This window comes from Corynebacterium sp. UMB9976 (assembly GCF_030212265.1).
Classification (GTDB): domain Bacteria; phylum Actinomycetota; class Actinomycetes; order Mycobacteriales; family Mycobacteriaceae; genus Corynebacterium.
The window spans coordinates 1-721 of record NZ_JASODY010000054.1 but is presented as its reverse complement, the minus strand read 5'-3'; the positions used below and the strand labels follow the sequence as shown (position 1 = coordinate 721).

General features: G+C 57.7%; 1 rRNA gene. It reads right to left on the bottom strand.

The features are described 5' to 3' along the window. Positions 1-705, bottom strand: a 16S ribosomal RNA gene (locus tag QP140_RS09755); the annotation flags it as partial. Positions 706-721 lie beyond the last annotated feature (16 nt).

The following is a 721-nucleotide window of genomic DNA, read 5'->3' as shown; positions in this document are numbered from 1 at the left end:
CGCCATCGGTGTTCCTCCTGATATCTGCGCATTCCACCGCTACACCAGGAATTCCAGTCTCCCCTACAGCACTCCAGCTTGCCCGTATCGCCTGCACGCCCGGAGTTAAGCCCCGGAATTTCACAGACGACGCGACAAACCACCTACGAGCTCTTTACGCCCAGTAATTCCGGACAACGCTCGCACCCTACGTATTACCGCGGCTGCTGGCACGTAGTTAGCCGGTGCTTCTTATCCAGGTACCGTCACCCGAAGGCTTCTTCCCTAGCGAAAGAGGTTTACAACCCGAAGGCCGTCATCCCTCACGCGGCGTCGCTGCATCAGGCTTCCGCCCATTGTGCAATATTCCCCACTGCTGCCTCCCGTAGGAGTCTGGGCCGTGTCTCAGTCCCAATGTGGCCGTCCACCCTCTCAGGCCGGCTACCCGTCGTCGCCTTGGTAGGCCATTACCCCACCAACAAGCTGATAGGCCGCGGGCTCATCCTCCACCGAAAAAACTTTCCACCAACCACACTAAAGATTGGTCCTATCCGGTATTAGACCCAGTTTCCCAGGCTTATCCCGAAGTGAAGGGCAGATCACCCACGTGTTACTCACCCGTTCGCCACTCGAGTACCCCTGCAAGCAGGGGCCTTTCCGTTCGACTTGCATGTGTTAAGCACGCCGCCAGCGTTCGTCCTGAGCCAGGATCAAACTCTCCATAAAAGCCATGAGGCCCAAA